The organism is Halobacterium noricense (genome assembly GCF_021233435.1).
GTDB classification, from domain to species: Archaea; Halobacteriota; Halobacteria; order Halobacteriales; family Halobacteriaceae; genus Halobacterium; species Halobacterium noricense.
The window spans coordinates 1490769-1517384 of sequence record NZ_CP089468.1 but is presented as its reverse complement, the minus strand read 5'-3'; the positions used below and the strand labels follow the sequence as shown (position 1 = coordinate 1517384).

Below are 26616 nucleotides of genomic sequence, written 5' to 3'. Positions count from 1 at the left end.
TCGAACTCCCCATTACAGATATAGGGATGTGAGGAAGTCACCTAGATACTGCTATCTGAACGGGAACAATCGGAAAACGGCATGCAAAGCAACGCTACGTGTTCGTCTAATATTATTGAACGATGCCCCTTAGGAGGCATTTACGCGAAAATATACTCGTTGAGGGTCAGACCAACTCGAAATGGCACCTAGTTGCCGTACTGGAACTTGATACTAATCGTATCGACAGCACCCTGAAGTTTCTGCCGTAACTCGTCCCGATACTTCTCCTCCTGTAAGCGGCCTGTTGGACAGGCGACGGAGAGTACTCCTTCAAGTTCGTCCTCTACGACAATCGGTTGCGCGATGACACCCATTCCACGGACCTGCTGATCCCAATCATACGCGTATCCAGCGTCCCGAATCTGTTCTAGTTCGGCCAAGAGTGTATTCCGATCCGTAATCGTCGCTTCTGTCACTGGCTCAAGCCCATGCCGATCGAAAACCTCCTCCCGCCGCTCCTCAGACATATGTGTCAAGAATAGCTTCCCGGACGCGTGCGAGTGAAGTGGAATCGTGAGTCCAGGATACATCCCCAGTTCCAGAGCTTGATCTCCGTGTTCCTGATGGATGAGCACAGACTCTCCGGCCTGCTCGATGACCAACGTCACCAGTTCTCCAGTGTCACGAGCGAGTTGGTTCATCTCCGCTTCAGAAACCTGAAACAGCCGGTTCCGGTACTTCAGCTGTGAGCCAACAGTCAAGAACTGGTAGCTGAGTTCGTACTCACCGTTGTGGTTCACGACGTAGCCGGTTTCCTCAAGAGATCGGAGATACACGTGAGCTGTACTCTTCGAGAGATCGAGATATGAGGCCAATTCAGATGGGCCAGCGCTCTGTAGCTCCCAGAGTGCGTGAAATACTCTGAAGGCCCGTTGCACGGACTTGATTGGCGGCGTGTCGTTCCCCATTACTCACAGTAGTGCGCCCGCTCCACAATAAGTCGTCCGGATATCTTAGACGCACCGTGGAGCACGAATCATCCCCGTGAACGTCAACACGCGTATTCAGTTGTCTATAGCCGAATCGTCGTCAGAACGCACTAACCCAGAGCCGGTTTCGAAGGACGGTGGTGCAGACGGCCCCCAAGCTGTCGTGGCGCTCTCGTAGTCCTCGACGTGATTCACCGTTTCCGTCCGGACAGCCGCCATCTCCGCACACAGCTCGAACCGGTTTCCGCCAGGTTCCCAGATATATGCGTAGAGATTGTTCCCAGCAAAATGCCGGCCAATTCCCCGTTCAAATTCACTTCCACGATTTGTGACCGTATCTAGGAACACCTTCATGTGTTCGAGACTGTCGAAGCCCCATGCGAAGTGATGGAGACTAGTGTGGGATAGCTCCGGTTTCGCCTTCAGGGCGATATCGTGGTGGAAAGTGTTACAGCGTGTGAAGGCGATTTCTGGGTCGTCACGAGGGCCGGCGATATCCGAGACAGCCAGACCGACAGTGTCGCGCAGGAAGGATAGATCTGCCGGGAGGTCGGGCGTGAAGAACTGAATGTGGTCGATCGCAGAAGGCGCATGGCCTGCCCGCCCCAAATCCGAAACGTCAGCATGCGAATATTCCGGTTCTTCGATCGAGACAATCTCAACCGGTACTCCCGATGGTAACTTGAATCGAACACTCTCCTGGATGCCCGGCCCAGTGCCCCCGGTACGAGTAATATCGAGATCGTGCGAAGACAACCGCTCGGCAAATTGATTCACGACGGCTTCGTTAGTTGCACGCAGTGCAACGTGCTCGACACCAGTGCCACCTTCAGCGACAGCAAGGTCGAAGGATCCTTCGAGGCCCGTACTGAGATACGCTGTCCTGTTACGACGACTCAGCTCTACGAGCCCCATCGCGCTCGTATAGAAGTCAACGGCTGTATCCAAGTCCTGTACATGCAGCTTTGCATGGTCGATCCGCTCTAACCCCGTCATAGCTGCTGTAATGAGAACCGCCTACTTAATAATTCCCTCCGACTCACCGATCGCCCCCTGATTGAGAATCAGCAGACGGATGCGGAACCATCATGATGACCCTACAATCGCAGATTGGACGAATCGTTGCTCGGCAAGCGAGCAGATGACAGTACCCAGAGCTACCGCCAACCGAGAATATTAGTGGCAAGCGCAGAGACACCACGTATGGAGCTACTTTCCGAAAATTCGGTACCAGCAGAAGCTAGAGCTATCAAACAACAGGCCCGAGAATTCGCCAGCAAAGAAATCAAGCCCGCCGCCCCAGAACATTTCAAGTCAGGCGAATATCCCGCTGCCGTCGTCGAGGCAGCGCAAAACGCTGGCTTTGTTGGCCAAGAAATCAGTCAGGAGTACGGCGGTCAAGGCCGGTCTCTTGCACAGGTAGTCGGGACGATCGAAGAGTTCTTCCGGGCCGATGCTGGAATTGGACTTGCTATCCTCGGCCAGAGCTTCGGTACCGGAATTCTTGAGGAATTCGGCACCCACTCGCAAAAAGAAGAATTCCTCAGGTCTGTTGCAACTGGTGACGCGACGACAGGGATGGCGATTTCCGAACCAGAGACAGGAAGCGACCTAGCTGGCGTCGCCACACGCGCTCGGAAAGACGGTGATGGGTGGGTCATCAACGGCGAGAAGTATTGGATCGGTCACGGTGTGTCGGCTGACTGGATCACTGTATATGCTAGAACCGAAGATACGGATGACCGTCACAGCAACCATTCACTGTTCATCGTCCCGACAGATATTGCGGGCTACGAGGCAGAACACATCCCCGAGAAGATGGGAATGCGAGCGTCTGAACAGGCCCATATCACGTTCGACGGCTGCCGAATTCCCGCCGAATATCTCGTCGGGAATCGAGGAGACGGCTTTCGGATGCTTGCGAAGTTTTTCAACCACGGCCGGACGCGTGTTGCGGGGCAAGGTATTGGACTTGCTGCTGCGGCCATCGAGGAGGCTTGGGAGTTCGTCCACGACCGAGAAGAGTTCGGCCAGAGCGTGGCGGACTTCCAGTCGGTACAACACGATCTCGCTGAAATGCGCACGGAGTTTGAAAGCGCACGAGCACTCCTCTGGCAGGCTATCGATCGGGTAGAGAGCGGCGACAGTTCTGAACGATGGGCATCGATGGCGAAGCTGAAAGCGACGGAAACCGCCACCGATTGTGCGGAAACTGCGATTCAACTGCACGGCGGACGTGGGATTATCGACGACAGTCGGATTTCGCGAGTCTATAGGGACGCCCGGAACCCGGTAATCTACGAGGGCGTGAGCGCCATCCATCGAGATATCATCTATCAGAATTTCTAAGGTGAGGGGGATACTTATACCAATAGATCGCGCGCCGAAGTACTGATTAGCATTAGCATGTCGAATATCAAGTACTGTTCAGATGAGGTCTATGAAGCCGCTAATGACGCTCAATCTTCAATTTTGTGACGCGGCACTGTCTAGTTCTGGACCTCCTCGATCGGCGTTTTTCCATCGAGAGCTTGATGCGGTCTGTGGCGGTTGTAGTAATGCATAAATTGTTCAAGCCACTCTCGAACGCTCGATCGACTGCCCACCCACGAGTTATGGAAGCGGCCGACCCGCATTTTGAGCGTGTGAAACCACTTTTCGATGAGGTTTCGCTCGGTATAGTTGACCCGGCCGCTCAATCCTACTCGAGCAAGGGCAGTCCGGTAGCCGAACTGATCGACGAGAAACTCAGCCTCCGAGAGATCATGTTTCTCCTGGAGTTTCTGCAGAAACGCAGCGGCCGGATCAGTGCCATGCCGACCAAACAACGCGACATCGAGAATCAACTTTGTGTCGATGTCTATTGCAGCATACAGCCAAGACCACTCACCGTTAATTTTGACAGCGGTCTCGTCGACGGCGACCCTTGACGGCTGGGCCTCAGGCGGGTCGCGTCCGCTGTCAGATAGCCGATGCACCCAGTTCCAAACCGCACCATGAGAGCGTTGCATGCCTAATTCAGCTAAAATTGTTGTTGTTTCTCGAAGAAAACAACCGGTCTGATGGAGGCGGACGGCGAACGCCCTAACGGGCGTCCTCAGAACCCAACGGGTTCTGATGTGCGAACGAGACGCAGAGCGTCTCGTCACGTCGCCGTCCGCTCATTCTCCCAAGTTTCTTCTAAATCCGGTTCATCTCTCGTTGAGCAGGTCTGCGAGCATCTTGACCAACTTACTCAACGACCTGCTCACTTCTCAAACTGACTCAACTAGACAGTGCCCGAAAATGAAATGTTTCGCGTGTTCGGCCGTGACGTACTCGGTGAATCGAGAGAAGAAGCGAGCACCGTTCTCGGTGCGCGCGGAAACCACGCGGCCCGCGGCTCGACTTGCACGGATTGCTTCGTTTGGTCGATACAGACTACGGTGGCGTTCATCTCCCGCCGCTTTTTGAGTTCGTCATAGAGCCCCCTCTTGCTCGCTTTCGTCAGATTCGGCGGCTGAACGGCGTAGTTTCTGATAGCTCAATCCCGCCTCTTTCAACAGCAGCCGGCAACTCGGGATTGAGTACTCCACGTCGTACGTTTCTTCGAGGAATTGCTGGGCGAGCGCCGGCGCCCATGCCGGCGCGTCGATTCCTGCCTTTTCAGGTGGTTCGTGAATTGGTTGTTCAGATTCTTCTTGCTGTGTTTCTGAGAGTTTTCGCTTCCTCTCAGCTCGTTTATTATTAGATGCAGCCTGCTCAAGCGACTCGTCGGTGTCGAGTCGCTCGAGCCAGCTGTAGACCGTCCGCTGCTGAACATCGTACCACTCGGCTAACTCGATCTGCGTCACACCGTTCTTGTACGCAATTGTCGCTAAGAGCCGTTATGTCGGCTTCTTTCCGTCCACGTTGTCTGAGGCATTTTGTAATTCCTCGGCGGAAATTTCGTCGAGATGATTCACTACCCTCTGCAACAGTCCCTGAATGAGAAGCGACAGGTCGTAGCCCGTATAGACTTGTTTCACAGCGAATAATCGCGGTCTAGAAATCCTCGTACGGGTGTACCCGATAGTATCCTAAAGTAATGAAAACCCCTCGTACTGATGCAAGGCTAACTCAGAATCATTAGGGTAATCCAACAATCGCAACGTATCCATGGCCACGGAGTCACCCGTCGTTCTACGCTCTGGTGTCGTCGCTGATGTCGTTACCGGCCTGAGTGGTGCGACTTGCTGTTGGGCCGCGACGGTGAGTCATGCATGCGACGAGCCACTCACCAAAGAATTACAAAGGTATTGGTGTAATCCCGACTGCGAAATTGGGACCCCATCTCGTCGTCTGTGGTCGTCCACTAACTCCAATCAATAATAATTTTACACATGGGATTACCGGCAGATGACGTCATTTTCGCATTAGTTTCGTTCTATGGGCAGTGTTCAGATAAGCAGACGAAAGTAGCGGAGACGATGTTGCGTTTTGAAAGCCCTCGGCAGTCTCGACCGTCGGGAGACTCGCAGTGCTCGTCTCCCGTGGTCTCGTTCGTTGCACTCACGAGACTCCCGTGGCTCGCTGTCGCCGGCGGGCATAGCCCGCCGGCTGCCTGAGGGAGCTTGCTCCCTCTCTGTCGCCGAAAGAGCGCACAGCGCTCTTTCGAGAGCAGGCGAACGCGAAGCGTTCGCCGCCCTCACGAATTGCGACGAGAGACGCTCCGCGTCTCTCGGACCACGCGCGTTCGCTCCCGGTGGTCGCTCACGTGCTTACTTCGCTGGGGTTCGTCGAGTGGGCGGTCGGCTGCACCGACCGCTGCAAAACGTGGCGGCTTCGCCGCCACGTGCGCCTCGCGCTTTCAATCCGCCGGAAATCTCCGATTTCCGAGGCCTCGGGAGCGCGTTGCTCTCCCGGCGACCGCCAGGATTACCGGCTGGTCCGCCGGCTGAAGCTGTGTTCAGACGAGTCCCTATCTGAACACCACCGTTCTATGATAGCGAACCATTATGCGTGTCCGTTCCGGTGGCCGTCGGACCAAGCACTCCCGAGAAACCGATTCAGCTCCGGCCGTGCTAACTGAACAGAAGCGAAGTGACGCTCGGCGTCGGACGATTCCGTGCGTTACCGTCCGTACTCGCCGATTTTTGCCGGTGGTAGTTTGCCACCGATTGCAGCCCCGTTCCGGTGTGTCGGTGATAGTGGCCACAACCCTCAAACAGCGTTCTCTATAGTAGAATCAACCAATATTTTAGATTGCCGAGGTGGTGACCAGCAATAAACGATATTACCGCCCAGCAGGCCTCTGGAATCATTTTCTTCGAGATGGTTCCTGTTCCCTCTACTAGATAGGGTGTTCTCTATTCGAGAAAATACCGTTCGGGGTCGGGACGGTCCTCACGATGAGTCAGACGTTCCCATATCCGAATTATTAATATCGGGGATTGCGACGATTCCGTTGATGCGAACTGGCTCAGACGGTGGTGTCGCCGAGACACCGACCGACCGACGCGTAGAGCAGCTCCTCGATCGGATGGCCGTCGAGGAGAAGGCTGCACAACTCGGCTCCGTGAACGCCGAGAAGCTCCTGAACGAGGACGGCACGCTCGACGAGGCGGCCGTCGACGAACACCTCTCGAACGGTATCGGCCACCTCACCCGTATTGGCGGCGAGGGGAGTCTCGCGCCACAGGAAGCGGCCGAACGGACGAACGAACTCCAGGAATACCTCCGCAAGGAGACACGACTCGGTGTTCCTGCTATCCCTCACGAGGAGTGTCTGAGCGGCTACATGGGTCCGGAAGCCACGACCTTCCCGCAGATGATCGGGATGGCGAGCACGTGGTCGCCGGAGCTCCTCGAAACGGTCACGGACACCATCCGCGACCAACTCGAAGCTATCGGCACCGTGCACGCGCTCTCCCCAGTCTTGGACATCGCCCGCGACCTCCGCTGGGGGCGCGTTGAGGAGACGTTCGGCGAAGACCCCTACCTGGTCGCCGCGATGGCCTGCGGATACGTCGACGGCCTGCAGGGCGACGGTGACGGCATCACCGCGACGCTCAAGCACTTCGCCGGTCACGGCGCTGGCGAGGGCGGGAAGAACCGGAGTTCCGTCAACATCGGCCGACGGGAACTCCGCGAGACCCACCTGTTTCCGTTCGAGGCTGCCATTCGCACGGCGGACGCCGAGTCCGTGATGAACGCCTACCACGACATCGACGGTATTCCGTGCGCCAGCGACGAGTGGCTGCTGACCGACGTGCTCCGCGGCGAGTGGGGCTTCGACGGGACCGTCGTCTCGGACTACTACAGCGTCGAGTTCCTCCGCAGCGAACACGGCGTCGCCGCCGACGAGCGCGAAGCCGGCATCACCGCCGTCGAAGCCGGCATCGACGTCGAACTTCCGTACACGGACTGCTACGGCGAACACCTCGCAGACGCCGTCGAAGCCGGCGAACTCTCGGAGGCGACGCTCGACCGTGCGGTCCGTCGCGTGCTACGTGCGAAAGCCGAGAAGGGCGTCCTCGACGACCCGACCGTCGACGCCGACGCCGCGACCGAGCCGTTCGGCACCGAGGAAGCCCGCGAACTCACGACGCGCGCCGCGCGCGAGTCGATGACGCTGCTGAAGAACGAAGACGACCTGCTCCCCCTGGTCGGCGAGGACACGGACGCCGTCGCGGTCGTCGGCCCGAAAGCCGACGACGCCCAGGAGCTCATGGGCGACTACGCGTACCCCGCCCACTACCCCGAAGAAGAGGTCGAACTCGACGCCACGACGCCGCTGGACGCGGTTCGCGAACGCGGCGACGAGCACGGCTTCGACGTCCACTACGAGCAGGGCTGCACGACGACCGGACCCGACACGGACGACTTCGACGCGGCCGCCGAGGCCGCCGAAGACGCCGACGTCGTGCTCGCGTTCGTCGGCGCGCGCTCGGCGGTCGACTTCTCGGACTCGGACCGCGAGCGCGTCAACATGCCCAGCGTCGCCACCAGTGGCGAGGGCTGTGACGTCGTTGACCTGAGCCTCCCCGGCGTGCAGCGCGCGCTCGTCGAGCACGTCGACGAGACTGGGACGCCGGTCGTGACGGTCGTCGTCAGCGGGAAACCCCACTCCATCGAGGCCATCGCCGAGTCGGTGCCCGCGGTCCTGCAGGCGTGGCTCCCCGGCGAGCGCGGTGGTGAGGGCGTCGCCGAGGTGCTGTTCGGCGAGCACAACCCCGGTGGCCACCTCCCGGTGTCGATTCCGCGGTCGGTCGGGCAGCTCCCGGTCCACTACAGCCGGAAGTCCAACACCGCTAACGAGGAGTACGTCTACACGGAGAGCGACCCGCTGTTTCCGTTCGGCCACGGGCTCAGCTACACGGACTTCGAGTACGACGACCTCTCGCTGTCAACGACTGAACTCGCGCCCGCAGGCACCATCACTGCCGAGGTGACCGTCGAGAACACGGGCGACACCGCGGGCCACGACGTCGTCCAACTGTACGGGAGCGCACAGAACCCCGACCAGGCACGTCCCGTACAGGAGCTGGTCGCGTTCGAGCGCGTCGCCCTCGACCCGGGTGAGGCCAAGCGCGTCAGCTTCGAAGTCGACGCCTCCCAGTTGGCGTACCACGACCGCGACATGAACCTCGCGGTCGAAGAAGGCCCCTACGAGTTCCGCGTCGGCCACTCCGCCGCGGACATCGTCTCGACGGCGGCCTTCGAGGTCACCGGCACGAAGGAAGTTCCCGAAGGCGGACGGACGTACTTCACGGAGACCGACGTCGGAAACGCAGAATAGCGAGCGAGCAGCCGTTTTTTCGCCGCGTCGTACGCAGCGCCGGGATTACTTCCGCTCGTTCGTCGCTCAGCGCACTTGTTGTGCTTCGGTCCGTTCGCGCTCAGACGACGACGGTGTCGTTGACGAGTTCGCCGATGTGGTCGATGTCGATAGTGACCTCGTCGCCCTCGTTGAGGGTGAACGTATCCGGCGGCACGAGCGCGGTACCGGTGAGCAACACTAGCGTCTCCGGGAGGTCGTTGTGGCGGCGCAGGTACTTCACGAGCGTCTCGCAGGTCGTCGCCATCTCCGCGGTCGTGGTCTCGTCCTCGAAGACTACCTCGCCGTCGCGTTCGATGGTCAGCGACATCCCGAGGTCGTGTGGGTCCTCGATGACGTCGCCGGTTGCGACGCAGGGGCCCAGCGAGCAGCAACGGTCGTACACCTTCGCCTGCGGGAGGTACAGTGGGTTTTCCCCTTCGATATCCCGGCTGGACACGTCGTTGCCGATGGTGTAGCCGACGACTTCCTCGCGGTGCAGGACGACGCCGAGTTCGGGCTCGGGGACGTTCCAGTCGGAGTCACCGCGCACGCCGATGGCGTCGTTCGGGCCGACGGTCCGGGAGGGTGTCGCCTTCAGGAACAGCTCCGGGCGGTCGCTGTCGTAGACGTCGATGTACACCTCGGGTTTCCCGCTCTCGGCCTTCCGGGCTTCCTCGCTGATGCTGTACGTGACGCCCGCCGCCCAGACCTCGTCGGGGACGACCGGGAGGAGCGCGTCCCGCTCGGCGCGGTCGGGTTCGAACTGGTCGGCGTCGGGAATCCGGTCGCGCGCGATGGCGTCGATGGTTCGGTTGCTGGCGTTCGCCGCGCGAGCGAGTTCAGTGAACGAACCGAGGTCGTCGGACGCCGTCGTCAGGTTGTAGGCGTCGTCTTCCCCGTCGACGACGACGAGCGAGTCCGTTCCCTGCTCTCTACTAGGGAGTCGGTAGTACCGCATACTCGTTGATACACCGATGTAGTTAAAAGAGTATCGCCGCCCTGCCCGTGAACCCACTCATAATACCCGGTTGTCGGACAGACACGACCGCACAGCGAAGAAGTGGCCTGTTGCGAAGCCCGCGACACGGGCTTTGCCGCGTTGCCGACCCGAGACGTGGGCCGGGCGGCGCGAGCCAGAGGGTTACGTATCGGCCGTCCGGGACTTGTGTCCCGTGCTCGTCGGAGTTAGGCTTCGTCGAACAGCGTCTCGCCTTCGACCATGTGCTCCTCGATGGCGTCGAAGTTGAGGGTCAGGCCGAGGCCCGGCTCCTCGGGAATCTCCATGCGGCCCTCCTCGATGAGGTCGTCCTGCTCGACCAGGTCCTCCCACCAGCCGAGCTCGTAGGAGTGGTACTCCAGCGCCAGCGAGTTCGGGATGGCGGCACCGACGTGCGCGGACGCCATCGTCCCGATGGGCGAGGAGACGTTGTGCATCGCCACGGGGATGTAGTACATGTCGGCGAGGTCCGCGATTTTGCGGGTCTCGCGCATCCCGCCGACGCGGGGCAGGTCCGGCGCGACGATGTCGACGGCCTGCGGCTCCAGCAGCGTCCGCTGGCCGTGCTTCCGGTAGACGTTCTCGCCGACCGCGATGGGCGTCGTCGTGGACTTCGTCACCTGCTCCTGCACCTCGTGGTTCTCCGGGGGGACGGGGTCTTCGAGCCACCAGACGTCGTACTCCTCGAGTTCGCTGGCGAGGCGCTTCGCGGAGCCACCGGTGAACGACCAGTGGCAGTCGAAGGCGACGTCCGCCTTGTCGCCGACGGCCTCGGTGGTCGCTTTGACGATTTCGACCTTGTGGTCGATTTCGGGATTGCGGAGGTGGCGGTTCGCGCGGTCCTTCTCGTGGCCGCTGGGCACGTCGAGGTCGAACTTGATGGCGTCGTAACCGAAGTTCTCGACGACGCGCTCGGCCTCGGCGGCGCAGGCCTGCGGGTCGGCCTCGTTCTCGGTGTGGAGGTCACAGTAGACACGGACCTCGTCGCGGTACTTCCCACCGACGAGCTGGTAGGCCGGAACGTCGAGGAGCTTGCCAGCGGCGTCGTGGAGCGCGATTTCGATGCCGGAGATGGCGGAGACGACTTTTCCGGAGATAGAACCCTCGCCGCTCATCTTCTGGATGAGGTGTTCGTAGAGCCGGTCGATGTCGAGGGGGTTCTCCCCGACGAGGAACGGCTTCATCCGCTCGATGATGGCGGTGTCGCCGCCGCCCCAGTAGGATTCACCGGTGCCGACGACGCCCGCGTCGGTGTAGACGCGGACCAGAATCCACGGGTAGTTGCCGTCGACCATCGTCGTCTGTACGTCCGTAATCTCCGCGTCGCGGACACCGCCGCGCTCGTTGGAGATGCCCATCGTTTCTGCGGAGAGGTCCCGCATGGTATACTCCGCGTTCGGGTCGCGGAGCTTCGCGTGATCGACCATTTGCGTCCGTATATTCCGCAACCCGATAGTAAAACTTTGGATGTGCTACTGGGTCCCACCCCATCCCATACCCTGCGATTCCGGGCACTCGGTCGTCGTAGCCAACGACCCGCTCGTCGCGGCTGACGCGGCTCTGCTGGTGAATTACGGTGGCGACCCGCACGTATTTACACCGCGACACACATCGTACGTCCATGGCTACGAACTCGACAGACCCGCTCGACGGAGTCGAACCCGGCTCGGTCTCGGCCGGCGACGTCGATATCACGGAGGTGCGGGCGGCGCTGGACTCTACGAGCCCGCTGGTCCGCCAGCGCGGCATCGACGTCTGCGAATCGCTCGCCGAGGACGACGTCGACGCCGTGCGTCCGTTGCTCGACAATATCGCGGCGCTGCCCGACGACAGCAACGCCGCGATTGGGTTGAGCGCCATCTCAGTGCTCGACGCCGTCGCGACCGCCGACCCGGAAGCGCTCGACGGCCGTCTCGACGCACTCGTCGCCGCCACCGGCAGCACCATCGTCGACGTCCAGTTGACCGCTGCGATGGTTCTCGGCAAGCTCGTCGTCGAACGCCCCGACCTCGTCGCCCCGCACGCGCGAGCTATCGCCGAGGGCGTTCACGCTACCGAACCCGCCGACGAACCGACGGACGTCAGCGAGTTCGTCGACCACCCCGGGACCCGGGAGACGATTGCCGAACACGAGCGCGAGGAGCGCGAACGTCGGGTCTCCGCGCGCCAGACGCTCGTCAACGTCGTCGTCGCCGTCACGGAGGAAACGCCGGGGTCGGCGCTCGACGCGGTCGAAGCGCTCGCGGCGCTGCTGGACGACGTCGACGCGAGTGTCGTCAGTCCCGCCATCGACGCACTCGGAGAGGTGGCCGTCGCGGACCAGACGGCTGTCGCGCCCGTCAGCGACCAGTTGCGGGACTGTCTCGACCACGACAATCCCTCCGTGCGTGCACGAGCAATCGGTGCGATTGGCCGTCTCGGCGACGTGAGCGCCGTGCCGAAACTCCGCACGCTTGCAGACACAGACGAAAACGAGGACGTCCAGGAGCTCGCAGCCGAGACGGCGGACTTCCTCACCGACGCCTAGGCCGACTCGTCCATCGCGCGCTTCGTGCAGTACCAGTACGTTCCTGCGAAGAAGACGATGCCACCGCCGACGAGGACGCCGTCGATGACGAGGATGGGCCACGCGTCGTCCCCGGGTGAGACGACGAGCGCGGAGAGTCCGAGGAGTAACCCACACGCGATCAGCACGGCGAGTGCGACCTTCATCTGCGGCCGGTGCGCGCAGACGAGGTCGAGCAGCGTCGATGTCTTCGACATACTGGCAGCGTAGCGGACGAACGGCAAAAATCCAGCGGTGACCTCGCTCGCTGTGCGGCCCGCCGGGGAGGGTCGGATTTCGGTGCGCTACTCGGCGGGGATGCGGCCCTGCTCGTCGGGGATGCCCGAGTACTCGTAGAAGTACTCCGTGAGCACGTCCCGCCACTGCTCGGCCTGCGCGACCTGCTCGTCGAAGCGCTCGCTGACGTGGCGGAAGCGCCGCTCGTCGACGCTGCCTTCGAGGTCCTGCCACAGCGCGCGGAGCCGACGGGCTTCCTCGACGCCCGCGAAGCAGTTGTCGTAGAGGCGCTGGACGACGGTGGTCCCGTCGGCGAGTTCGTGGTCCCACGGGAGGTGGTGGAAGAACAGGAGGTACTGCTCGGGGCAGTCCTCGACGGACGCGAACCGCTCGGCGACCGGGTCGCGGTACTGTTCTGTGTACCCGCTCCCGCTCTCGGTGCGGTCGACGCCGATGCCGTCCTCGGTGGCACCGTGGTAGCCCGGCCATTCTCCCGGCGATGGGTAGTAGTGGTTTTCGAGGTACTCCTCGCCGTTGTGCATCATGTGCATCAGGCCGAGGCCGCCAGTCTCGTAGTCGATGCAGGCCTCCCAGGAGTCGTGCAGGATGTCGGCGACGGTTTCGATGACTGCCTCGTCGGCACCGAACGTCTGTCGCACCCACTCCTCGGTCACCGCGTCCGTGTCAGCCTCGGGATTCCACGCGACGCGCCCGAACGCGTACAGGTTCGCCTGTGCGAGATAGTGTCCCGTCCAGTTGTAGTCCTCGCCGACGTTCCCGACGCCGACGACGCCCTCGCCGCTCTCGCGGAACAGGTCGCTCACGGGCGTCCCCGGGCCGTCCGCGTGCGTGTCGAAGTCGAAGACCTCCGCCCACATCGGGAGGTGGTAGGTCGCGTGGACGCCCTGGCCGGTGTACTCCTGGGTAATCTGGAGTTCGAGGCCGAGGTCGGTCTCGGGCATCGCGCCGAACAGCGTCGACACCGGCTCGCGGGGCTGGAAGTCGATGGGGCCGTTCTTCACCTGGACGGTGACGTTGTCCGCGAACTCGCCGTCCAGCGGCTCGAACGTGTCGTAGGCCTGCACCGCGCGGTCCTCGTGGGTGCCGTAGACGAACGCCCGCCACCAGACGCGGCCACCGTGGGGTTCCAGTGCCTGCGCGATGGCGTTCGCGCCGTCGACGTGGTTGCGGTCGTAGTCGTAGGGGCCAGCCTGACCCTCCGAGTCCGCTTTGACGAGGAAGCCGCCGAAGTCCGGAATCAGGTCGTACACTTCGTCGGCCTTCTGTCGCCACCACTCGCGGACGTCCTCGTCGAGCGGGTCGGCAGTGTCGAGGTCGCCGACGAGCATCGGCGCCGCGAAGTTCACCGAGAGGTACGTCCGGATGCCGTACCGCCGGAACGTCGACGCGAGTCCCGTGAGGTCTTCGAGTCGGCCGGATTCGAGCAGTTGCCAGCCCTCGAAGGCGTCGAACGCTTCGTTCGCGCTCTCCCGCGGGGGCTTCGTCGTGTTGACGTTGTTGAGGACGATGCCGTTGACGCCGACGGACGCCAGCAGGCGCGCGTAGTCCTCGTAGCGTTCACGGAGGTCGGGCAGGCGCTCCCAATCGAAGATGGATTCGCCGCCGTACCCGCGCTCGACGGAGCGGTGGAAGGGTGTGTCCCACTGGTTCAGCAGGCGGTGTTCGTGGGCGGGCTCCTCGCGGACGTCGAGGTCGTCGATTGGCTCGCGCGTGCTCAGCAGGCGCAGGAGGTGGAACGTCCCGTAGACGAGGCCGCGGTCGGTCGGCGCGGTGACGACGAGGCAGTCCGCGTCGTTCCACGTGACCGAGCGCAGCAGATAGCCGCCGTCGGTGAGCGATTCGACCTCGTTGCGGGAGACGGTGTCGGCAACCATCGCCATGTCGTCGGGCGTGCCGATTGCGAGGAAGCCGTCGGTGGTCTCGGGCGGGTGCTGCCAGAGGTGGGGGTCTCGCCCGAGGAGGTCCGGGAGCGCGCGGCGGAGTTCGTCCCTGACCGCGTTACACTCGGGCGACTTTTCGGCGACGTACGCGTGGCTGCACCGCTGTCGATACGCGGCGCGTCGGTCGTCGTCGGCGACGCGCTCGTATCGGAGCCAGCAGTCGTCGTACTGATTCATCGGTGTCGCTCGGACGGTCGGCGGCAGCCGGTAAAATGGTAGTGGTCGTGCCAGCGGTTCACCAGCGGTTCGGCGGTAGACATATGTCCCTGTAATACGCGGGTACTGCAAGCGCAGTCGTTCCGGGTGTTCGTCCAACGGGTCGTGAGGACGACGACGCTATTCTCCCCAATATTTATGACCTATTACGGTAATTGATGCTACGCTATGTCAGCCGACGATGGGAGCGACAGATACGACCACGCAGTTAGCCGCCGAAAAATACTATCCGTGGCCGGGGCGTCCGGGCTCGCGGCGCTAGCCGGGTGTAGCAGCGGCGGTGACAGCGGCTCCAATTCAACCACTGAGGACTCCGGAAGTCCCGGGACGTCCGGAACGACCGGGAGCGGTGACACGGTCCACGAGGCCACGTACACCAACGCCTACACCGGCAATCCGGCCGACCTGCACTTCAACACGTCGGGGATTCAGAACTACCGGTGGCCGGCGGGCCGCTCGGTGTTCGCGCCGTTCATGAAGTACTCGTTCACCACCAACGAGTTCATTCTCGGCGCGCTCAGCGACCTGACGATCGATGGGCAGGAGGTCACGCTGACGTTCCGCGACGACCTGGCGTGGGACAACGGCGACGAGTGGACTACCGAGGACCTCGACGTGCAGCTCCAGCTCGCGGAGAAGACGGGAAGTTCGCTGTGGGGATATCTCGACGACTACGAAATCGTCGACGACAAGACCGCGCGGCTCATGCTCTCCGGGCCGACCAATTCGCGGATTCTCAAGTTCGAGCTGACGAACTTCCTCGTGGACACGAAGGCCGAAACCCACGAGCAGTTCCTCGACAAGGATGCCTCCGAGTTCCTGCGGTGGGCGTGGGAGGACCCGGTTGCCAGCGGGATGTGGTCGTTCGTCAACAAGGACCGGCAGGCATTCGAATTCGAACGCAACTCGGAGTTCTACAACGCCGACAGCGTCAACTTCGATCGCTTCATGATCGAGAGCTTCGGCGGGAACACGGCCCAGCAGCAGGCGCTGATGTCCGCCGATCACGTAGACGGCTCTCCGAGCCTCTTCTGCCCGCCGGAAATCGTCGACCAGTTCCCCGACCACGTCGAGCAGGTCAACATTCCGGCCAAATGGGGGTACGGCATCGTCTTCAACCACAACGACGAGCACTTCGGCAAACGGAACGTTCGCCAGGCCGTCGCCCACGTCATCAACCGCCAATCACTCGTCGAGAACGCGGGTCCGCGCTCGAAGTTCGTGACCAATACCCCGTGTGGTATCGCGCCGAAAGACCAGGAGTACTGGCTGGACGACATGCAGGACTCCTTCGAAACGTACGGCCCCGAGTCCCAGAACACGGAGGAAGCCACTCAGCTCCTCGAAGACGCCGGCTACTCCAAGCAGGGCGGGACGTGGAAAGACGACAGCGGCAACACCATCGGCGGCGACTACTTCTCGCCGGCCGGCTGGACTGACTGGACGACGATGACGCAGACGGTGGTCAGTCAGCTCAACGACTTCGGCTTCGACTTCTCGATTAGCACCCTCCCCACGAACGACTGGTTCAGTCAGTACTCGGACAGCAACTTCGCGATGGGGTCGCTGTACTGGCTGCCGGGCGGGTCGCGGTCGTCGTTCCCGTACTTCCCGCTGTACTACCAGCTCTGGGAGTCGGAGATCGGCGGCGGTCACAACTACCGCGAACCAGCCCAGACTGAGCAGACGATTCCGGGGCCCGACGGCGGCGAAATGACGATTACGCCGCTGGACGAGGTCGAGCAGATCGCCCAACAGCCCGACGACGAATCTGCCCGTGAGTACGTCCAGCGGGCGGCGTGGCACAACCACATCGAGTTGCCGTTCCTGGGACTGGTCTCGAAGTACGAGCAGTCGTGGACGACCGACGACGAGTGGACGGTCGCCAGCGAGGACAATCCGAATCGGAAGGTGAAGTGGCCGCAGTTCTGGTGGGTCCACGAGGGCGACCTCCAGTACAACGGCTGAGCTAGGCGATAGTTCCCTTTCCAACATTTATCAACATGAACTACTACCTCAGACGGACGCTCCGCATCCCCGCGACGATACTTGCAGTAGCGACGCTCACGTTCGGGCTGATTCGACTGCTTCCCGGCGGACCGTTCACGCAGCTTCGAATACAACTCCTCCAGCGCGGGGTCCCGGCTGAACAGGTCAACGCGCGCATCGAGGTGCTGCAGAACATCAGACCGGACGCACCGCTCTGGCAACAGTACATCGACTACATCATCGGCGTCGTCCAGTTGGATCTCGGACAGTCCATCTCACTGGGCAAGCCCGTGATAGACGTGCTCGCACGTGCGCTCCCGTGGACCGTCTTCCTCGTGGTGACGTCCACGATTCTGATGTTCGTCATCGGCGTGCTCATCGGCGCGCTCCAGGCGTACTACGAGGGGTCCCGGTTCGACCAGTTCGCCTCCGGCGGGTCCATCTTCCTGATGTCGGTCCCGTACTACATCTTCGCAGTGCTGGGGCTGTTCTTCCTGGCGTTCCAGTGGGGCTGGTTACCGACCGGGAACGCATCCGCGCGCAGTATTGAGGCGGGCTTCACCGTCGCGTACCTCAAGAGTGTCCTCTACCACGGAGCGCTCCCGATAGCGGCGTTCACTATCGGCGGCATCGGGTCGACAGCACTCAACATGCGCGGCAACAGCATCCAGGTGCTCGGCGAGGAGTTCGTCGAGGTCGCGCGGCTACGCGGCCTCTCGGACAACCGCATCGCGACCAGCTACGTCGCGAAGAACGCGATTCTCCCGATGTACACGGGACTGCTCCTGCAGGTCGGCTTCCGGCTCGGGGGCACCGTCGTCCTCGAGGAGATTTTCTCGTATCCGGGGCTCGGCTACTACCTGATTCAGGCCGTCAACGCCAACGACTACCCCCTCATGATGGGGTGTTTCCTCGTGATTACAGTGACACTCGTCGTCGCCGTCTACATCGCCGACCTGACGTACGGGCTCATCGACCCACGCATCAGCGCGGGTGATTCGAATGCCTACTGACGCGGACGCCAACGCCTCGTCGGACGACCTCGACTGGCGCTCGGCCGCGTCGGAGGAGGAAGTGAGCACTCGCGACCGTCTGGCGGAGTTCTACCGTCGGTCGGTTCGAGAACCCGCGCTCGTCGCGTGGTCGGACAACCGCACGCGCGCCGGCATCGTCATCCTGAGCGCCTACGTGGCCATGGCGCTGGTCGACGTCTTCGGGCTCTGGCGGGACGCCAGTCCGAACCAGTCCACCGAGCGGCTGCTCGCGCCGTTCCAGTCGCTGAAGTACCCGCTGGGGACGACCCAGTCCGGCGTCGACCTGCTGGCGCTCATTATCGACTCGACGCCGTTCATCCTGCTGATGGTGCTGGCGGGCGGCGTCTGGGCGACCAGTCTCGCCGTCTTCGTCGGCACCATCTCGGGATACAAGGGCGGCCGCGTCGACACCGTCATCACGTCCATCTCGGACTTCTTCATGGCGGTTCCGGGGCTGCCGCTGGTCATCGTGCTCGCGATTACGCTCAGCCCGGAGAACCCGCTGTTGCTCGGCGTCATCCTCACCATCAACTACTGGGCCGGCCTCGGCCGCTCCATACGCTCGCAGGTGCTGTCCATACGCGAGGAGAGCTACGTCGAAGCGTCGCGCACGATGGGGACCGGGACGCTGCGGATTATCCGCAAGGACGTCCTCCCGAACATCATGCCGTACGTGATGGTGAACTTCGTGCTCGCCGCCCGCTACACCATCTTCGCGTCCGTCGGGCTCTACTTCATCGGCGTGTTGCCGTACAGCGGGCAGAACTGGGGCGTCACATTAAACAACGCGTACAGTCAAGGTGGCCTGTTCACGATGCAGGCGCTCCACTGGCTGCTCGTCCCGATTGTCGCCATCGTCGGGCTGGCGTTCGGACTCATCCTCCTGAGTCAGGGGATGGACCGAATCTTCAACCCCCGGGTGCGCACCCGCTTCTCCGGGGAGTCCGAATCGGTCGAAGAAACGGACGACGAGACGACGACGGGGCTGATGTAAATGAGTACTGAACACAACCAAACTCGGACGCCCGCGATGGACCACTCCGTCGGGGACCCGATTATCGAAGTCGAAGACACGAACGTCACATTCAACGACGGACACACGTACGTCCTCGACGACGCCAACGTCAGCATCGAGCGACACGAGGTGCTGGGCATCGTCGGGGAGAGTGGCAGCGGGAAGTCGATGTTCGCGTCCGCGCTGCTGGACGCCATCCCGGACCCCGGCGTGCTCAGCGGGAAGATTCACTACCACCGCGACGACGGGGAGACCATCGACATCCTCGAGTTGAGCGACGAGGAACTCCGGCAGTTCCGCTGGGAGGAAGTGTCGATGGTGTTCCAGGGTGCGATGAGTTCGTTCAACCCGACGATGAAAGTCGGCGCGCATTTCGAGGAGACGCTGAAAGCACACGACAAGAACGTCTCGGAAGGCTTGGAGTTCGCACGCGAACTCCTCGAGAACCTCTACCTCGAACCCGAGCGCGTACTCGACGCCTACCCCCACGAACTCTCCGGAGGGATGCAGCAGCGCGCGCTCATCGCGTTGAGCATGGTGCTCGACCCGGAGGTGTTGGTGATGGACGAGCCGACCGCGGCGCTGGACTTGCTGATGCAGCGCTCGATTCTCTCGCTGCTCGAGGAACTCCAGGAGGAGTACGACCTCACCATCGTCTTCATCACGCACGACCTCCCGCTGGTCGCGTCGCTGGCCGACCGCATGGCCATCATCTACGCGTTCCAGTTCGCGGAAATCGGGCCGCGCGACGACATCATCCAGAACTCCGCGCACCCGTACACGAGAAAGCTGTTGAACGCGACACCCAACCTGGACGCGCCGTTGTCGGAGATGCAGCCCATCGAGGGCGAAGGTCCGGCACCGGTGAACGTTCCGTCGGGGTGTCGGTTCCACCCGCGGTGTGACCTCGCGACCGCGGAGTGCCGGACGGACGACCCGCCGCTGGTCTCCCACGACGGCAACGAGCACCGGTCGGCGTGCCACCACTGGGCGGAAGCCCGCGAGGAGATACCCCTCAACTTCGGGGAGGACAGCGTCGACCCCGAAGCCGTCGAGACCACCGGTGACAGCGAACCCGTCGAAGTCGCTACTGCCAGCGACGAGGAGCCGCTGCTCTCGCTGAACGACGTCGAAGTCCACTTCGAGGAGGAGCAGGGCCTCGTCGAGCAGTTCTTCAGCGACTCCCAGACGGTGCGCGCCGTCGACGGCGTCTCGCTGGACATCGACGAACAGGACCTCGTCTGCCTGCTCGGGGAGAGCGGCTGCGGGAAGACGACGCTCGGAAAGACGATGATCGGCCTCCAGGAGCCGACCGGCGGCTCCATCGAGTTCCGCGGCCAGGACATCTGGGAGGCCAAGCGCGGGGGCGGCGACATCGACTACCAGGAGATTCGCCAAGCCCTCCAAATTATCCACCAGGACCCGGGCAGCGCGCTCAACCCGAACGAGCGCGTCGTCAACATCCTCTCGGAGGCGCTCCGGCACACGCACCCGGACAGCGACCGCACGGAGCGGCGCGCACGTATGCGCTCGCTGCTGGAGCGCGTGGGGATGTCGCCGGCCGACGACTTCCTCGACGGGTACCCACACCAGCTCTCCGGCGGGGAGAAACAGCGCGTCGCGTTGGCGCGTGCACTGCTGATGAATCCGGAGGCGATTCTCGCCGACGAGGCCATCAGCGCGGTCGACGTCTCGCTGCGCATCGAGATTATGGACCTCATGCTCGAACTCCAGGAGGAGTTCGAGACGTCGTTCCTGTTCATCTCCCACGACCTCTCGAACGCGCGGTACTTCGCCGAGCACGGCGACGGCCGTATTGCAGTGATGTACCTCGGCGAGGTCGTCGAGATTGCGTCCGCCGAGCGGCTCATTCACGACCCACGCCACCCCTACACGGAGGTGCTACGGTGGGCGACGCCGAACCTCGACCTCGAAGAGATGGACGAGTCGGGGCCGCCGCTGCGTGAAGTGGACGTTCCGGACCCGGTCGACCCGCCGTCGGGCTGCCGGTTCCACACGCGGTGTCCGGTCGCCCGCGAGGCGTGCCGCCAGGAGAAGCCCCCGTTGAACGACATCGACGGCGGTGACGGGAAGGCGGCGTGCTTCCGCGAGGACCCCGACCACGAGTACTGGGAGAGCGACCCCCTCGAAGGGGCCGAAGAGGACCCAGCCGTGATGAAGCAGTAGCCACGGGTCTGCGAACTCCTTCACTCGCGGCTGTCGACAGCGGCAACAGGATTATTACGCGAGCAGGCTAACGTCGGGATATGACACGCTACGAGCCGGTCGTCGAGGGCGACGCGCTCTTTCTCGTCGCCGAGGACGACGCCGACCGCGTCGAAATCGGCACTGTCGAGGACGTCGTCGCCGCGATGGGTGGCGACACGCATCCAATCGAGTACGACCAGAAGCAGCGCAAGCAGCCGTGGCTGGACACGGACGACGGCGTGCTCGAAATCGACGTCCGCGAGACAGTGACGACGCTCCCGCACACGCCGGAGACGGTCGCGGAACTACGCGACTACGACATGGGCACGGAGCGCTACGGGCTCCCACGGCGGACCGTCGAATTTGCGAACGAGCTCGTAGACATCCTCGAGCAGCAAGGCAAACACGACCCCGAAACGCCCGAGTGAGAACGAGTTCCGGTTCGGCTTACAGCGAGACTGTTTCGTCGGTTTCTGCGGCCTCGTAGATTGCTTCGAGCGCCCGCATGTCGACGAGTGCGTGATCGCCGTCGGGGTGAATCGGTTCCTCGCGGAGCACCCGGTCGGCGAAGTAGTCGAACTCCTGGGTCATCTCGTCGCCGAACACGTTCCGGCGGCCGTCGTCGATCTCCATCTCCTTGTCGTCGACGCGCAGCGTCAGCGTCTGCGGGGACTCCCCGAGGAACGTCGGTTCGAGGCAGAGTTCACCGTCGGTGCCGACGACGCGGAGGTGGCCCGAGCGAGCGCCGTGCTGGCTGGCCGTGCAGGCGGCGTACGTGCCGTCGTCGAACTGCATGGTGAACGCGGCGTGCTGGTCGGGAACGTCGCGGAACGCCTCGTCCTCGGAGTGCATCTGTGCGGTGACGCTGACGGGGTCGGCGTCGAGCACGAACCGTGCGGTGTTGATGGGGTAGATGCCGAGGTCCATCACGGTCGCGCCGTAGCCGACGAGGTCGGTGTCGAGACGCCACTGGTCGGTGTCGCTGGAAACGACGTCGAGCATCTGTTGGCTCATGTTCCCGTGGACGGCAACGGGGTCGCCGATAGCGCCGTCCGCGACGAGTTCGCGCATCCGGCGGACCTGCGGGTCGGTCTGCATCCGGTAGGCGACCATCAGCGGGACGTCCTCGGTGGCGTCGACGAGCGCTTGCGCGCGCTCACGGGTCGCCTCGATGGGTTTCTCGCAGAGGATTGCCTTCCCGTGGTCGGCGGCGGCTTCCGCGTACGGCAGGTGGAGTGCGTTCGGCGTGCAGACGTAGACGGCGTCGTACTCGTCCGTCGCGTCGCCGGCCTCGAACTCCTCGTAGGTGAGCGCGGCTTCGACGGTCGGCGTCTCGGCGGCGACCTTCTCGGCTTTCTCGTGGCTGCTGCTGACGACGACGGTGGTCTCGCAGAACTCGGAGTCGTCGACGGCGGGCATCGCCTGTTCGCGGGTCCACCACCCGAGGCTAATCATCGCGACGCGGAGCGTCCCGGAGTCCAGTTGCTCCCAGTCGCGGTCGCGAACGGTGCTCAGATAGTCGGCGGCTGACATGGTAGTGAGGTTCGTGGCTCCATGCAAAAGTGTACTGGACGCCGAATCGGGGAGTGCCGGAATCGTAAGAATGGTATGGCTGACTTGCGACGTTTCGAGTGTGACTGAGACCAAGCAGAACTACGTCAACGGAGAGTGGGTCTCTTCGGAGACGGGCGAGACCTTCGACGTCGAGAACCCGGCGAACCCCAGCGAGACGGTCGTAACTTACCAGCAGTCCAGCGCCGACGACGCCACCGCGGCCGTCGAGGCCGCCGTCGCCGCCGAGGACGAATGGGCGAACACACCGGGTCCGGAGCGCGGCCGCATCCTCCGGCAGGCCGGGTCGATTCTGGCCGACCGCAAAGACGAACTCACCGACCAGCTCGTCGAAGAGGAGGGGAAGGCTCGCCCGGAGGCAGCGGGCGAGGTACAGCGGGCAATCGACATCTTCCACTACTTCGCCGGGAAGGCCTCCGACCTCGGTGGCACCGTCAAAGGCTCCAGCAGCCGGGATACGACGCTGTACACGCGCAAGGAACCGGTCGGCGTCGCCGCACTCGTCACGCCGTGGAACTATCCCATCGCCATTCCGGCGTGGAAGCTCGCGCCCGCCCTGACAGCCGGCAACACGGTCGTCCTCAAGCCGGCGAGTGCAGCGCCTGGCGTGGTGCTGGCTATCGCGCAAGCCCTTGACGAAGCCGGTCTCCCGGACGGCGTGTTCAACGTCGTGACTGGTCCCGGAAGCTCGGTCGGCAGCGAATTCATCGAGAATGAGGGTACTGATGCCGTCTCGTTCACGGGCAGCAGCCAAGTCGGTGAGATGGTCTACGAGCAGGCGACCGACCAGGGCAAGCGCGTCCAGACCGAACTCGGCGGCAAAAATCCGACGCTGGTCGCAGACTCCGCGGACCCCGCAGAAGCCGCAGAAATCGTCGCTTCTGGTGGCTTCGGGACGACCGGCCAGTCCTGTACGGCGTGTTCTCGGGCGATTGTTCACGAGGATGTTTACGACGAGTTCGTCGACGAACTCGTCGCCCAAGCTGAGGCCATCGACATCGGTCCCGGTCTCGACCACGAGATGGGCCCCCAAGTCAGCGAGAGCGAACTTGAGTCGACACTCGAGTACATCGACATCGCTCAGGAAGAGGGAGCGACGTTGGCGGCTGGCGGGAACACGCCCGAAGGTATCGAGGACGGCTACTTCGTGGAGCCGACGGTGTTCGCGGACGTCGACAACGACATGCGCATCGCCCAGGAGGAAGTGTTCGGGCCGGTCGTCGCCGTCATCAAAGTCAGTGACTTCGAGGAAGGCCTCGAAACCGCCAACGACGTCGAGTACGGCCTTTCGGCGAGCGTCGTGACCGACGACCACACCGAAGCCAACCGCTTCATCGACGAGGCAGAAGCGGGTGTCGTGAAGGTCAACGAGAAAACGACCGGGCTGGAACTGCACGTTCCGTTCGGCGGGTTCAAGCGCTCCTCCTCGGAAACCTGGCGCGAGCAAGGGGATGCCGGACTAGAGTTCTACACCATCGAGAAAACCGTCTACGACAACTACTGACGGCGCTCGCGGTTCATCCGCGGTCCGTCTCTAGCCGTCCATCGAGAGCCGACTTTTATACGGGATGAGTTCGTGGCGATACCCATGGACGATGCACTCGTAGTCATCGACGACAGGGAGAGTACCGCTGGCGTGCTCCGCGAAGCCGCTGCGTACGCGACTGGTGCGGACACGGAACTCGTGCTCTACGTGCCGCTAAGCGAGGACGAGTTCGAGGAGTCGCTGGCCGCGCTCGACGAAATCGGCCGCGTGGAGAACAAGGATTACAGCGACGAGGACGCGCTGAGCGTCGCCCAGCAGTACGCCGAGGACGTCACCGCGGAGGCGCTGGAAGGCTTCGACGTGGCGTACAGCGTCGTCACCGACGTCACCGAGGAAGTCGAGGCCGAACGGGTCATCGAAATCGCGGACGAACGAGACTGCGACCACGTCTTCACGGTCGGCCGGCAGCGCTCCCCGACGGGAAAAGCGGTGTTCGGCGACACCACCCAGCGACTCGTCCTCAACTTCCCGGGGTACGTCACCGTCCAGATGGCCTGACGCCGCCGCGACGGTGTCGACTGCTTACTGAGCGTTCTTCGCGCCCTTGCCGTTTCCGTTGCTGGGCGTGGACAGTTCGACGGTGACCGTATCGGTCTCGTCGTCGACCGTCACGGTCGTCTCGCCGGAGAGCGCGCCTTTCTCCGCGGCGACGCGGTAGTCGCCCTTGAAGCCGCGCGTGGCGTAGACGCCGTCGGCGTCGGTCTGACCGGTTTCGTCGGTCCACCACTCCTCGAAGACGAGGTCCAGGAATTGCTCGCCGTTCTCCCGGAGCGTCCAATCGGAGTCGTAGTACGCGCCGGTCGGCCGCCAGTGGTCGTCCTCCCAGAAGCCCCACGAGAGGACGCCCTCGACGGACTCCTTGCTGAACAGCGCGGTCAGGAAGTCCCGCGTGTAGTCCGTCTGGACGTCGACGTCCTGTGCGTTCCGGCGGTCGAATATCTCGATGTCGAACTCGGTGACTAGCAGCGGGAGGTCGTACTGCGCGAACTGGTCGATGCCAGAGAGGAGGTTCCCCATGTCCAGCATCTGGCCCCACTGCTGCTGGTGGTGGCCCATGAAGCCGATGCCGTCGATGGGGTAGTCGTTCTCCACGAGGTGATCGATGTAGTCGAGGTACTGGCTGCGCTGCCACTGTCCGCCGAGCGCACCCATCTCGTTGGTGTACAGTTCGGTGTCCGTGGCTTCGTCCGCGGCTGCCCACCACTTGTCGACGGCGTCCCAGCCGAGTTCGGGGTCGTCGCGGTAATTATTCTGCCAGACGGGGTGGTTGTGCATGTCCCACTCCGTGACGTCGCCCTCGAACTCCGTGGCGTGCTCGGCGATCTTCTCGGAGATGACCTCGCGCTTCTCCTCGTCGGAGAGTTCGGGGTCGACGTTCATCCCGCCGCCGCCATCGGTCTGGTCTTCCTCCCAGAGGAGGTAGTGGCCGCGAGTCGGGACGTCGCGCTCGTTCAGCCAGTCGAGGGTTGCGCGCGTGGACTCGTTGTCGGTGCCCCAGACGCCCTCCCACGCGGGATACTTGAGGCCGTTCTCGACGACGGCCTTGTTGAAGTTCTCCAGGAACGTCTCCCGGTAGATTTCGTCGTCCTCGCTGTCGCCGGTGACGTGTTCGACGGAGACCGCGCTCCCGAAGTCGAACTCGTGTTCGGCCATCTCGACGTCGACGCTCGCACCGTTCATCGGGTCGCCGCCGGGGTTCAGTACTTCGACGTCGAAGTCGGTTTTCCGGTGCTGTTCGATGCGCTCGTGGGCGGCCTGCCGCCACTCGGCGTCCTCCGCGCGCCCGTCGTAGTGATAGGGCGGGAGCGTGCCGAGGCCGACGTCGGTCCCGCTGTAGTCGAACAGCGCGACGCCACCGATGTCGATGGTCTGGTCGGCGTATCCCGTCTGGAGTTCCAGCGCGGGGACGTCGGCACCGCTGGGTTTCGCGCCGATTTCGACGGGGAAGAAGTATCGGAGCCACTCGCCCTGCGGGTCGACGTGTTCGCCGCGCTGGACGAAGTTCTCGCCGACCTGGTTGCCGTCGCTGTCGACGTACCCGAACCGCGCGCTCGCTTCGGCTGCGTCGTCGTCGCTTCGCACCCACGCCACGCCGAGGAGCAGGTCGCCCTGCTCGACGGCGTGGTCGGTGATGGGGCCGCGATACGCGACTGCTGCGGGGTCGTCGGCGCTCGGAACGTCGAGGCGTTCGGCCTGCGTGTACGGCACGGCCTCAGTGTCGACGCTAATCGTCGATTCCGAGCCGCTGCCTACGAGGGAGAACGTTTCGATGGTCGCTTCCTCCGTGGTGTCGTAGACATACTCGCCCGCGGGGAGTTGCTTTGCTTGCCTGCTCGATGCTGTGAGTTCTGCTCGTAGCGACTCGTGGTAGTCCGCGGCTTCGTCGGCCGCGGCCTGCCCGGCTACGGCGGGGCCTGCTGCCGCCATCGCGCCGAGCGCGCCGAGTGCTTTGAGGAACGTACGCCGCCTGCTCTCGTAGCTGGGAAAGTCTTCTGACATGGAGTGTGTTCACTCCAACAACACTCACGATTTATTATTATTTAAT

The 26616-nt window shown here is 62.9% G+C and carries 18 protein-coding genes and 2 pseudogenes; 10 read left to right on the top strand and 10 right to left on the bottom strand.

Annotated features, from left to right (window positions below; genetic code table 11):
* Positions 1-188: 188 nt before the first annotated feature.
* Together LT974_RS08070 and LT974_RS08065 are read right to left on the bottom strand one after the other, a co-directional pair.
* Complete coding sequence (locus LT974_RS08070; protein WP_232587158.1) at positions 189-950, bottom strand: IclR family transcriptional regulator; 762 nt, start codon at positions 948-950, stop codon at positions 189-191.
* Between the two features lie 96 nt (positions 951-1046).
* Positions 1047-1967 carry a VOC family protein gene (locus tag LT974_RS08065; RefSeq protein WP_232587157.1) on the bottom strand — a complete coding sequence of 307 codons (921 nt, stop codon included), beginning with the start codon at positions 1965-1967 and terminating at the stop codon, positions 1047-1049.
* Positions 1968-2174: 207 nt separating this feature from the next.
* On the opposite strand from LT974_RS08065, the gene LT974_RS08060 reads away from it, so the two are divergent.
* Positions 2175-3320 carry an acyl-CoA dehydrogenase family protein gene (locus LT974_RS08060; protein WP_232587154.1) on the top strand — a complete coding sequence of 382 codons (1146 nt, stop codon included), beginning with the start codon at positions 2175-2177 and terminating at the stop codon, positions 3318-3320.
* A 140-nt stretch (positions 3321-3460) separates the two neighbouring features.
* Here the strand turns inward: LT974_RS08060 and LT974_RS08055 are convergent.
* Both LT974_RS08055 and LT974_RS08050 read right to left on the bottom strand, forming a co-directional pair.
* Positions 3461-4192, bottom strand: a pseudogene (locus tag LT974_RS08055) (IS6 family transposase).
* A 51-nt stretch (positions 4193-4243) separates the two neighbouring features.
* Positions 4244-4915, bottom strand: a pseudogene (locus LT974_RS08050) (IS630 family transposase); the annotation flags it as partial.
* Between the two features lie 1484 nt (positions 4916-6399).
* Between LT974_RS08050 and LT974_RS08045 the strand changes: the two are divergent.
* Positions 6400-8730, top strand: coding sequence for a glycoside hydrolase family 3 N-terminal domain-containing protein (locus tag LT974_RS08045; RefSeq protein WP_408611676.1), 2331 nt, complete (start codon positions 6400-6402; stop codon positions 8728-8730).
* A 100-nt stretch (positions 8731-8830) separates the two neighbouring features.
* Here the strand turns inward: LT974_RS08045 and LT974_RS08040 are convergent, their stop codons facing one another.
* Both LT974_RS08040 and LT974_RS08035 read right to left on the bottom strand, forming a co-directional pair.
* Entirely contained in the window at positions 8831-9709 is an 879-nt protein-coding gene (locus LT974_RS08040) for a fumarylacetoacetate hydrolase family protein (RefSeq protein WP_232587152.1), read from the bottom strand.
* Positions 9710-9936: 227 nt separating this feature from the next.
* Positions 9937-11175, bottom strand: a complete 1239-nt coding sequence (locus LT974_RS08035; RefSeq protein ID WP_232587150.1) for a mandelate racemase/muconate lactonizing enzyme family protein — start codon at positions 11173-11175, stop codon at positions 9937-9939.
* A 194-nt stretch (positions 11176-11369) separates the two neighbouring features.
* On the opposite strand from LT974_RS08035, the gene LT974_RS08030 reads away from it, so the two are divergent.
* On the top strand, positions 11370-12275 hold the full coding sequence (locus tag LT974_RS08030) for a HEAT repeat domain-containing protein (RefSeq protein ID WP_232587149.1): 906 nt from the start codon (positions 11370-11372) through the stop codon (positions 12273-12275).
* Here LT974_RS08030 and LT974_RS08025 read toward each other — a convergent pair.
* On the bottom strand, positions 12272-12511 hold the full coding sequence (locus tag LT974_RS08025) for a hypothetical protein (protein ID WP_232587148.1): 240 nt from the start codon (positions 12509-12511) through the stop codon (positions 12272-12274). The two genes, LT974_RS08030 and LT974_RS08025, sit on opposite strands and share 4 nt — an antisense overlap.
* Positions 12512-12598: 87 nt before the next feature.
* Positions 12599-14668: an alpha-glucuronidase family glycosyl hydrolase gene (locus LT974_RS08020; protein WP_232587146.1), complete on the bottom strand. Its 2070-nt coding sequence runs from the start codon at positions 14666-14668 to the stop codon at positions 12599-12601.
* A 207-nt stretch (positions 14669-14875) separates the two neighbouring features.
* On the opposite strand from LT974_RS08020, the gene LT974_RS08015 reads away from it, so the two are divergent.
* The 5 genes from LT974_RS08015 (at position 14876) to LT974_RS07995 (ending at position 21381) form a co-directional block, all read left to right on the top strand.
* Positions 14876-16675, top strand: a complete 1800-nt coding sequence (locus LT974_RS08015; protein ID WP_232587144.1) for an ABC transporter substrate-binding protein — start codon at positions 14876-14878, stop codon at positions 16673-16675.
* Positions 16676-16710: 35 nt separating this feature from the next.
* The gene (locus tag LT974_RS08010) at positions 16711-17709 is read left to right on the top strand and encodes an ABC transporter permease (protein WP_232587142.1); all 999 of its coding nucleotides are present in this window, start codon (positions 16711-16713) and stop codon (positions 17707-17709) included.
* Positions 17699-18724 (top strand): ABC transporter permease, encoded by a 1026-nt coding sequence (locus LT974_RS08005; RefSeq protein ID WP_232587139.1) that lies wholly within the window; start codon positions 17699-17701, stop codon positions 18722-18724. Before LT974_RS08010 ends, LT974_RS08005 begins: the two co-directional genes overlap by 11 nt.
* Entirely contained in the window at positions 18725-20932 is a 2208-nt protein-coding gene (locus LT974_RS08000; protein WP_232587137.1) for an ABC transporter ATP-binding protein, read from the top strand.
* Positions 20933-21012: 80 nt separating this feature from the next.
* Positions 21013-21381 carry a hypothetical protein gene (locus LT974_RS07995; protein WP_232587134.1) on the top strand — a complete coding sequence of 123 codons (369 nt, stop codon included), beginning with the start codon at positions 21013-21015 and terminating at the stop codon, positions 21379-21381.
* A gap of 19 nt (positions 21382-21400) precedes the next feature.
* Here the strand turns inward: LT974_RS07995 and gfo6 are convergent, their stop codons facing one another.
* Positions 21401-22486, bottom strand: coding sequence for a D-xylose 1-dehydrogenase Gfo6 (gene gfo6, locus LT974_RS07990; RefSeq protein WP_232587133.1), 1086 nt, complete (start codon positions 22484-22486; stop codon positions 21401-21403).
* Positions 22487-22556: 70 nt separating this feature from the next.
* Between gfo6 and xacF the strand changes: the two genes are divergently transcribed.
* Both xacF and LT974_RS07980 read left to right on the top strand, forming a co-directional pair.
* Positions 22557-24029 carry a 2,5-dioxovalerate dehydrogenase gene (xacF, locus tag LT974_RS07985; RefSeq protein WP_456298798.1) on the top strand — a complete coding sequence of 491 codons (1473 nt, stop codon included), beginning with the start codon at positions 22557-22559 and terminating at the stop codon, positions 24027-24029.
* 84 nt (positions 24030-24113) lie between these two features.
* The gene (locus tag LT974_RS07980; protein WP_232587125.1) at positions 24114-24569 is read left to right on the top strand and encodes a universal stress protein; all 456 of its coding nucleotides are present in this window, start codon (positions 24114-24116) and stop codon (positions 24567-24569) included.
* Between the two features lie 24 nt (positions 24570-24593).
* Here the strand turns inward: LT974_RS07980 and LT974_RS07975 are convergent, their stop codons facing one another.
* A complete protein-coding gene (locus LT974_RS07975; RefSeq protein WP_232587124.1) occupies positions 24594-26570 on the bottom strand; it encodes an endo-1,4-beta-xylanase in 1977 nt (658 codons plus the stop codon).
* Positions 26571-26616: the final 46 nt, after the last annotated feature.

Bases quoted from the DNA above. Each gene is read 5' to 3' on its own strand.
- LT974_RS08070 (WP_232587158.1), bottom strand. From the start codon at position 950: ATGGGGAACGACACGCCGCCAATCAAGTCCGTGCAACGGGCCTTCAGA.
- LT974_RS08065 (WP_232587157.1), bottom strand. From the start codon at position 1,967: ATGACGGGGTTAGAGCGGATCGACCATGCAAAGCTGCATGTACAGGAC.
- LT974_RS08060 (WP_232587154.1), top strand. From the start codon at position 2,175: ATGGAGCTACTTTCCGAAAATTCGGTACCAGCAGAAGCTAGAGCTATC.
- LT974_RS08045 (WP_408611676.1), top strand. From the start codon at position 6,400: ATGCGAACTGGCTCAGACGGTGGTGTCGCCGAGACACCGACCGACCGA.
- LT974_RS08040 (WP_232587152.1), bottom strand. From the start codon at position 9,709: ATGCGGTACTACCGACTCCCTAGTAGAGAGCAGGGAACGGACTCGCTC.
- LT974_RS08035 (WP_232587150.1), bottom strand. From the start codon at position 11,175: ATGGTCGATCACGCGAAGCTCCGCGACCCGAACGCGGAGTATACCATG.
- LT974_RS08030 (WP_232587149.1), top strand. From the start codon at position 11,370: ATGGCTACGAACTCGACAGACCCGCTCGACGGAGTCGAACCCGGCTCG.
- LT974_RS08025 (WP_232587148.1), bottom strand. From the start codon at position 12,511: ATGTCGAAGACATCGACGCTGCTCGACCTCGTCTGCGCGCACCGGCCG.
- LT974_RS08020 (WP_232587146.1), bottom strand. From the start codon at position 14,668: ATGAATCAGTACGACGACTGCTGGCTCCGATACGAGCGCGTCGCCGAC.
- LT974_RS08015 (WP_232587144.1), top strand. From the start codon at position 14,876: ATGTCAGCCGACGATGGGAGCGACAGATACGACCACGCAGTTAGCCGC.
- LT974_RS08010 (WP_232587142.1), top strand. From the start codon at position 16,711: ATGAACTACTACCTCAGACGGACGCTCCGCATCCCCGCGACGATACTT.
- LT974_RS08005 (WP_232587139.1), top strand. From the start codon at position 17,699: ATGCCTACTGACGCGGACGCCAACGCCTCGTCGGACGACCTCGACTGG.
- LT974_RS08000 (WP_232587137.1), top strand. From the start codon at position 18,725: ATGAGTACTGAACACAACCAAACTCGGACGCCCGCGATGGACCACTCC.
- LT974_RS07995 (WP_232587134.1), top strand. From the start codon at position 21,013: ATGACACGCTACGAGCCGGTCGTCGAGGGCGACGCGCTCTTTCTCGTC.
- gfo6 (WP_232587133.1), bottom strand. From the start codon at position 22,486: ATGTCAGCCGCCGACTATCTGAGCACCGTTCGCGACCGCGACTGGGAG.
- xacF (WP_456298798.1), top strand. From the start codon at position 22,557: ATGGTATGGCTGACTTGCGACGTTTCGAGTGTGACTGAGACCAAGCAG.
- LT974_RS07980 (WP_232587125.1), top strand. From the start codon at position 24,114: ATGGACGATGCACTCGTAGTCATCGACGACAGGGAGAGTACCGCTGGC.
- LT974_RS07975 (WP_232587124.1), bottom strand. From the start codon at position 26,570: ATGTCAGAAGACTTTCCCAGCTACGAGAGCAGGCGGCGTACGTTCCTC.